Annotated in this window: 7 protein-coding genes and 1 tRNA gene; 3 read left to right on the forward strand and 5 right to left on the reverse strand. The window is 52.5% G+C overall.

Annotated features, from left to right (window positions below; all coding sequences use genetic code 11):
• Window positions 1–187 precede the first annotated feature (187 nt).
• The 3 genes from purB to LGT44_RS05475 all read left to right on the forward strand — a co-directional run bounded on the left by purB (window position 188) and on the right by LGT44_RS05475 (window position 3,704).
• Window positions 188–1,555 carry an adenylosuccinate lyase gene (gene purB / locus LGT44_RS05465; RefSeq protein WP_230332320.1) on the forward strand — a complete coding sequence of 456 codons (1,368 nt, stop codon included), beginning with the start codon at window positions 188–190 and terminating at the stop codon, window positions 1,553–1,555.
• Window positions 1,556–1,633: 78 nt separating this feature from the next.
• Window positions 1,634–2,803 carry a cupin domain-containing protein gene (locus tag LGT44_RS05470; protein WP_230332313.1) on the forward strand — a complete coding sequence of 390 codons (1,170 nt, stop codon included), beginning with the start codon at window positions 1,634–1,636 and terminating at the stop codon, window positions 2,801–2,803.
• On the forward strand, window positions 2,793–3,704 hold the full coding sequence (locus tag LGT44_RS05475) for a GNAT family N-acetyltransferase (protein WP_230332314.1): 912 nt from the start codon (window positions 2,793–2,795) through the stop codon (window positions 3,702–3,704). The genes LGT44_RS05470 and LGT44_RS05475 overlap by 11 nt, the downstream gene beginning before the upstream one ends.
• Window positions 3,705–3,727: 23 nt before the next feature.
• Here the strand turns inward: LGT44_RS05475 and LGT44_RS05480 are convergent, their stop codons facing one another.
• The 5 genes from LGT44_RS05480 to LGT44_RS05500 form a co-directional block, all read right to left on the reverse strand.
• Window positions 3,728–4,144, reverse strand: coding sequence for a DUF3429 domain-containing protein (locus LGT44_RS05480; protein WP_225692622.1), 417 nt, complete (start codon window positions 4,142–4,144; stop codon window positions 3,728–3,730).
• A gap of 276 nt (window positions 4,145–4,420) precedes the next feature.
• Window positions 4,421–5,188 carry a 3-deoxy-manno-octulosonate cytidylyltransferase gene (kdsB, locus tag LGT44_RS05485; RefSeq protein ID WP_145468452.1) on the reverse strand — a complete coding sequence of 256 codons (768 nt, stop codon included), beginning with the start codon at window positions 5,186–5,188 and terminating at the stop codon, window positions 4,421–4,423.
• 7 nt (window positions 5,189–5,195) lie between these two features.
• Window positions 5,196–6,203, reverse strand: a complete 1,008-nt coding sequence (locus LGT44_RS05490; protein WP_225692621.1) for an NAD-dependent epimerase — start codon at window positions 6,201–6,203, stop codon at window positions 5,196–5,198.
• Window positions 6,200–6,760, reverse strand: a complete 561-nt coding sequence (locus tag LGT44_RS05495; RefSeq protein ID WP_145468448.1) for a KdsC family phosphatase — start codon at window positions 6,758–6,760, stop codon at window positions 6,200–6,202. The genes LGT44_RS05490 and LGT44_RS05495 overlap by 4 nt, the downstream gene beginning before the upstream one ends.
• 186 nt (window positions 6,761–6,946) lie before the next feature.
• A tRNA-Glu gene (locus LGT44_RS05500) sits at window positions 6,947–7,022 on the reverse strand.
• Window positions 7,023–7,030 lie beyond the last annotated feature (8 nt).

Below are 7,030 nucleotides of genomic sequence, written 5' to 3' on the forward strand. Positions count from 1 at the left end.
CGCCCAATCCAGCGGCAAAATGCCCTTACCGGCACACCTTCACCGCCCGCAACGGGCACTCGCGACATGAAAGCGCAGTTAAATCACCGCCAGTGCTGAGATATACAAAAAAATCCGGTAGAATTGCGCGCCTTAAAATTCTTACATTCATTGTCCGTTGAGAGTCGCTATGTCCTCCCAGAACCCAATGGAGCTGTCTGCCCTGACCGCTATTTCTCCGATTGATGGTCGTTACGGCAACAAAACCGTGCAACTGCGTCCGATTTTCTCCGAATTCGGTTTGATCCGTGCCCGCGTCGAAGTAGAAATCCGCTGGTTACAGCGCCTTGCGGCCCATGAAGCCATCACCGAAGTTCCGGCCTTCTCGGCAGCTACCCAGCAACAGCTGGACGCCATCGTTGCCAACTTCAGTGAAGAAGATGCCCTGCGCATCAAAGCCATCGAAGCCACCACCAACCACGACGTGAAAGCGGTGGAATACTTCATCAAAGAAAAGTTTGCCGACAACAGCGAACTGATGGCGGTTAATGAATTCGTGCATTTCGCCTGTACTTCTGAAGACATCAACAACCTGTCCCATGCGCTGATGCTGAAAGCCGGTCGTGACGACGTTATGCTGCCGGTTATGCAGGAAGTCGCCGATGCGATCCGCGCCCTGGCCCACGAAAACGCTGCCCTGCCGATGCTGTCACGTACCCACGGTCAGACCGCCTCGCCAACCACGCTGGGTAAAGAGATGGCCAACGTTGTGGCCCGCCTTGAGCGTCAGATCAAGCAGATCAAAGCGGTTGAATTGCTGGGCAAAATCAACGGTGCCGTGGGTAACTACAACGCTCACCTGTCGGCCTACGCCGATATCGACTGGGCGGCCAACGCTGAAACCTTCGTGAATTCTCTGGGCCTGACCTTTAACCCGTACACCACCCAGATCGAGCCACACGATTACATCGCCGAACTGTTCGATGCTATCGCCCGCTTCAACACCATCCTGATCGACTTTGACCGCGACATCTGGGCTTACATCTCGAATGGTTACTTCAAACAGCGCACCATTGCTGGCGAAGTAGGCTCTTCGACCATGCCGCACAAGGTGAACCCGATCGACTTCGAAAACTCCGAAGGCAACCTCGGTATCGCCAACGCAGTGATGACTCATATGGCGCAGAAACTGCCGATCTCACGCTGGCAGCGCGACCTGACCGACTCCACCGTACTGCGTAACATGGGCGTTGGTCTGGGCTACAGCCTGCTTGCGTATCAGGCCAGCCTGAAAGGCATCAGCAAGCTGCAGGTCAATGCAGAGCGTATCGCTCAGGATCTCGACAACGCCTGGGAAGTTCTGGCCGAACCGGTACAGACTGTGATGCGCCGCTACGGCATTGAACAGCCATACGAAAAACTGAAAGCCTTTACCCGTGGCAAAGCCATCACCCGTGACGCAATGGCTGAATTCATTGCCTCACTGGAACTGCCACAAGCTGCCAAAGACGAGCTGAATGCCATGACTCCGGCTACCTACATTGGTAATGCCGCAGATCAGGCGAAGAACGTTTAAGCCGCGTTAAAATCGGAAGCCTCCGCCAGCACCTTTCTGGCGGAGGCTTTTTTGTATCCGTATTCTGAGTAACACACTATGCATATTCTGGGTCATCTGACGGTTGAAGAATTTCTGCGCGATTACTGGCAGCAGAAACCGGTATTAATCCGCAACGCCTGGCCGGACTTCGAGCCCCTGCTCAGCTCCTCCGAGCTGGCCGGCCTGAGCCTGGAAGAAGAAATTGAATCACGCCTGGTCGAAGAAGAAGGCAAAGACGGCCCCTGGGCCATCCGCACCGGCCCTTTCACAGAAGACGATTACCGCGCCCTACCAGAACGCAAATGGACCTTACTGATTCAGGCCGTCGATCACTGGATTCCGGAAGCCGCCGATATTCTTGAACACTTCCGCTTCCTGCCCAGCTGGCGCATCGATGATCTGATGATCAGCTATGCCGTCGACGGCGGTTCCGTTGGCCCGCATTACGACCAGTACGACGTATTCCTGCTGCAGGCCGAAGGCCAGCGCGAATGGCGCATTGGCCAGATGTGCAGCGACGACTCACCGATTCTTAAAGGGCCGAAAATCCGCGTCCTGCAACAGTTCGACGAAACCGAGCGCTGGACCCTGAACCCCGGCGACATGCTGTACCTGCCGCCACAGCTGGCCCATTACGGTATCGCCCAGGGCGAGTGCATGACCTACTCCATCGGCTTCCGCGCCCCAAGCCAGGCGGAACTGGCACAGGCCGCCATGGACGATATTCTCGCCAGCGCCAGTGAAGATCAGCGCTACACCGATGCCGGCATCCGCCCAACCCAGACCCCGGGCCTGATTGATCAGGACGCGATCGCGCGCCTGCGTGCCCTGCTGACCGCTGCCCTCAACGATGACGAGCGTCTGCAGCAGGTACTGGGAAAACTGATGACCGAAGCCAAATACCCGGAACAACTGCCTGAACCACGGGATGAAGCCAGCTGGGAAGAGCTGAACGCCGAGCTGAACAGCTATCAGCAATGGCGTCGCTCTGAATTTGCCCGCTTTGCTTACAGCCAGCAGGATAACCAGTGCAGCTTCTTCGCCCTTGGTCACAGCTGGAGCCTGCCAGCGGGTGACCTGGCGTTAGTTGCCTATCTGGCCGACAACAGCCAATATGAAACAGAGGTTCTGCAGACACTGGCTGCCAGCACAACCGCCCAAAGCCTGCTGACCAGCCTCTGGCAACGTCATATGCTGTACAGTCCGGAGACCGAGTTTGGAGATTGAAACCGCTAACTGGAAAGAGCACCGGGATATTTTACGCGCCATCCGTGAGCGCGTATTCATTCAGGAGCAAAACGTCCCGGAAGCTATGGAATGGGATGCTGACGACGCCAACGCGGTGCACTTTATTGCCCGCGATGGCAAGCGTCCGGTCGGCTGCGCCCGGCTGCTGAGCAATGGTTATTTCGGACGTATGGCCGTACTGCCCGAATACCGTAACCAGAACTGGGGGACCCGACTGCTGCGCGCCGTAGAACATCATTACGAGAAAGAAATGCGCGGCCGCATTCTGCGCGCAACCGTTCAGACTCAGGCTTATGGCTTTTACCATCACAATGGTTTTTCACCGGAAACGGAGTTCTGCTGGGATGCCGGCATTCCCCATGTGCGCATGAGCAAAGTACTGGGACGCTCCAGCCAGAGCAGCGAACAGTTTATCCCTGGCAAAGACAACGAAGTGTATGTACTGGAACAACCTGCAGCGGCTGAAGGGATGCTGCAGATTGCCAGTCACTTTGGCCCGGCCGCCATCCATCTGAGCATTGCCGACCTCAGCCACCCATTGTGGTCGGATAAAACCACACTCTCCTGCTTTAACCGTTATTTGCGTGGAGCGCGTCAGCGCAGCATCCGTATATTAATTGCCCACGAATATCCGGGCATTGCTGATCATCCGCTCTTACAGCTACAGCAACGAATGAGCAGCCGCATACAACTGCAGGTTCATTCGGCGGTGAATAACAACCAGGTTTTAATGACGCCTGCGGTTTTTATCAGCATTGAGCGCAATAAAGTAACCGCCTGCATGAACGATCGGGCGACGGTAGCCCGCCAGCTGGAAAAGTTTCAGGAATGGTGGCGCAACGGCCAGCCATGCAGGGAAGGACGCAGACTGGGGCTTTAAACGCCCCGTCTGTTAATCACCGCTCAGTGAACGGCAATAAAAACGATAACATTCAGAATAGTTACCGCTGCCGTCAGAATATTACGCAAACGCTTATAAGACTCGGCATAAGCACGTTTAAAAATCGGATTAGTCTCAGTCCAGAGCAGCAACCAAAAACCAACCATAAACATCAGCACCGCGACATTCGTAGGCAGAAAATACGCCAGCAATCCCCAAAGGAAAGTGCCGATGGATAACTCCAGCGGGATTTCATCAATCTGCTCCGGATTCGCCTGCTCAACGCCCCAGCAGCCACCGGCCATAAATGCCAGAATCAACAACGAATATAATTTAAAAAATTCTTCGCCCCCGTCGATACCCAACACAACCGCTGTCGCGCCGGCAATAAAAGGCAGCAGACCGGCATAACCGAGCTTCTCTGAAATAGACAATGCCATCGTGGTACTCCTTACTTCAACAACGTCTGTATTGCAGGACAATCTGAATAAATCCGGTTAGGAATCCCCAGCCACCTCATCCAGCGCCACATCTGAAAGGTGATGATGCACAAGGCAAACACAAGGGAATTATCCAAAAGAGCCTTAAGCCTCTGTTTTCAAAGACTTACAGGCTAAAAATAGCCCAGACAGAAAGAAAAGTATCTAAAAAAATGGCTGCAGTGTCGGACACTGCAGCCATTTTTAAGCTGATAAAGCGCAAAAAAGAAAAATAACTCAGTTCAGGCCAAGTAAAAGTTCTTCAACCCGCGCCACATCATCCTGAGTATCAACGCCATGACCCGGCGCCTGATCGATCACCGACATATGGATTTTTACGCCGTACCAGAGTGCGCGCAGCTGCTCCAGAGATTCGGTAGCTTCCAGCGCACAGGGTTCCATACGGGTGTACTGCTGCAGAAAGGACACGCGGTAACCGTACATACCGATATGACGGTACACCGGCATTTTACCGGTCATCTGCTCGGTGCTGATTTTATAGGCATCACGATCCCAGGGAATCGAAGCACGGCTGAAGTACATAGCAAAATGCGCCCGATCCAGCACCACTTTCACTACGTTCGGATCAAATGCGTCTGCAGCATGTTTTAAAGGAGTACAGACAGAACTCATCCCTGCCTGCGGATTTTCCAGCAGACTGGCAGCGGTCATCTCGATTAAAGACTGTGGGATCAGCGGCTCGTCGCCCTGCAGATTGACAATTACAGCCTCAGCATCCCAGCCTTTAATCTGCGCAACTTCAGCAATACGTTCAGTGCCGTTTTCATGATCCGGTGAGGTCATCACCACATCCGCGCCAAAAGCCAGAGCCGCATCGCGGATGCGCTCGTCATCGGTGGCAATCACAATATCCTGCACACCGGTTGCCAGCGCACGTTCATAAACATGCTGAATCATGGGCTTACCGGCCAGCATAATCAGCGGCTTACCCGGCAGACGACTGGAGCCATAGCGGGCCGGAATCACAATTTTATAATCAGCCATTTATTGCTTATACCTTATAAAAATCACGGTACCAGCGGGCAAAACGTTCAATGCCTTCTGCCAGCGGTGTGTTCGGAGCAAAATCAACATCTTCAACCAGATCATCCACATTGGCATAGGTCGCCAATACATCACCCGGTTGCATTTCCATATAGTTTTTATTGGCTTTTTTACCCAACACATTTTCGATGGTTTCGATAAAGGTGCCCAGCTCAACGCTGTTATGGTTGCCAATATTGTAAATTTTATAAGGCGCAGAACTGCGCGAGCAGTCACCACTTTCCGGCGTCCAGCCGCTCACACCCTGAGGAATTTTCTGGGTGATACGGGTTACACCTTCGACAATATCATCGACATAGGTAAAGTCGCGCTGCATCTTGCCATGATTAAAGACGTTAATGGTTTTGCCTTCGAGAATATCGCGGGTAAAACTGAAGTACGCCATATCCGGACGTCCCCAGGGGCCATACACGGTAAAGAAGCGCAGACCAGTTACCGGCAAACCATAAAGATGGGCATAGGTGTGCGCCATTAATTCATTGGATTTTTTCGTCGCGGCGTACAGCGATACCGGATGATCAACCCGGTCAGACGTGCTGTACGGAATCTTGGTATTCAGGCCATAGACCGAGCTGGACGAGGCGTAAACCAGATGCCCTACTTCATTATGACGACAGGCTTCAAGAATATTCACAAAACCAATTAAATTACTGTCGACGTAGGCATGCGGATTGGTAATGGAATAACGCACACCAGCCTGTGCCGCCAGATGCACAACCCGGTCAAATTTATGCTCGGCAAACACCGCATCAACCGCAGCACGGTCAGAAAGTTCGACCTGCTTAAAGGTAAAACCGGACTGTTCAGCCAACCAGCCCAGACGCCCGTGCTTTAAATTCACGTCGTAGTAGTCATTCAGGTTATCGATCCCGATAACTTCGTGACCCTGCTCAACAAAGCGCTTACTGGTAAAAGCACCGATAAAACCGGCCGCACCGGTTACCAGAATTTTCATATTTTTTTATCCTCAAACTCAGGCAGCATGGCCTTGATATAAGCTTCATCCAGCGGCATACGACTGCCGAGTATAATATCGGCCACTTCGCGGGCAACGCCCCGGCCACCTTCGGCTTCAGTAATTAAATCGGAATGGTCTTTCACCATCCAGAAGGCATCTTTTGGCGCAATGCTTAAACCGACTTTTTTCATCACTTTCAGATCAATAACATCATCGCCGACATAACAGACTTCGCCAGGTTCAAACCACAGCTCATCCATTAAGGCTGATAACACCGCCCATTTATCTTTGGTGCCCGGAAAGAAATGTTTAATTCCCAGATCTGCGGCACGACGCGCCAGTGGTGCAGACTCTTTGGCAGAAATAATAGCGGTCACGATGTCATAGCTATCCAGCAACTTAATACCAACGCCATCTTTGACATTAAAGTGTTTCACCTGTTCGCCATCCGCCGAATAGGTCAGCGTGCCGTCGGTCAGAACACCATCAACATCGAACACAACCATTTTAATAGCGCGGGCTTTTTCTTTAACCACATTAGGAATATGTACCATAACCGCATCCTGACAACGCCTGTACGGGAGCCTGACTGATGCATAGAGCAACAAACCAGAATTTTGCCGCTATTGTAACGCGTTTAACGAAGCAGTGTTATGGCAAAGCAGCAGAGAAGCCAGCCTGTAACAGCAAAAAATATGAGTTATTAATACGAAGATAATGACCTGAAGCGGTCAGAAAGATGGCATCCCCAAGGGGATTCGAACCCCTGTTACCGCCGTGAAAGGGCGGTGTCCTAGGCCTCTAGACGATGGGGACACAAGGAC

It is taken from the genome of Thalassolituus alkanivorans (genome assembly GCF_020447205.1).
Classification (GTDB): Bacteria; Pseudomonadota; Gammaproteobacteria; order Pseudomonadales; family Oceanobacteraceae; genus Venatoribacter; species Venatoribacter alkanivorans.

What these genes read in the sequence shown, in the direction of transcription:
- purB (WP_230332320.1), top strand. Translation starts at nt 188, where the DNA reads ATGGAGCTGTCTGCCCTGACCGCTATTTCTCCGATTGATGGTCGTTAC.
- LGT44_RS05470 (WP_230332313.1), top strand. Translation starts at nt 1,634, where the DNA reads ATGCATATTCTGGGTCATCTGACGGTTGAAGAATTTCTGCGCGATTAC.
- LGT44_RS05480 (WP_225692622.1), bottom strand. Translation starts at nt 4,144, where the DNA reads ATGGCATTGTCTATTTCAGAGAAGCTCGGTTATGCCGGTCTGCTGCCT.
- kdsB (WP_145468452.1), bottom strand. Translation starts at nt 5,188, where the DNA reads ATGGCTGATTATAAAATTGTGATTCCGGCCCGCTATGGCTCCAGTCGT.
- LGT44_RS05490 (WP_225692621.1), bottom strand. Translation starts at nt 6,203, where the DNA reads ATGAAAATTCTGGTAACCGGTGCGGCCGGTTTTATCGGTGCTTTTACC.
- LGT44_RS05495 (WP_145468448.1), bottom strand. Translation starts at nt 6,760, where the DNA reads ATGGTACATATTCCTAATGTGGTTAAAGAAAAAGCCCGCGCTATTAAA.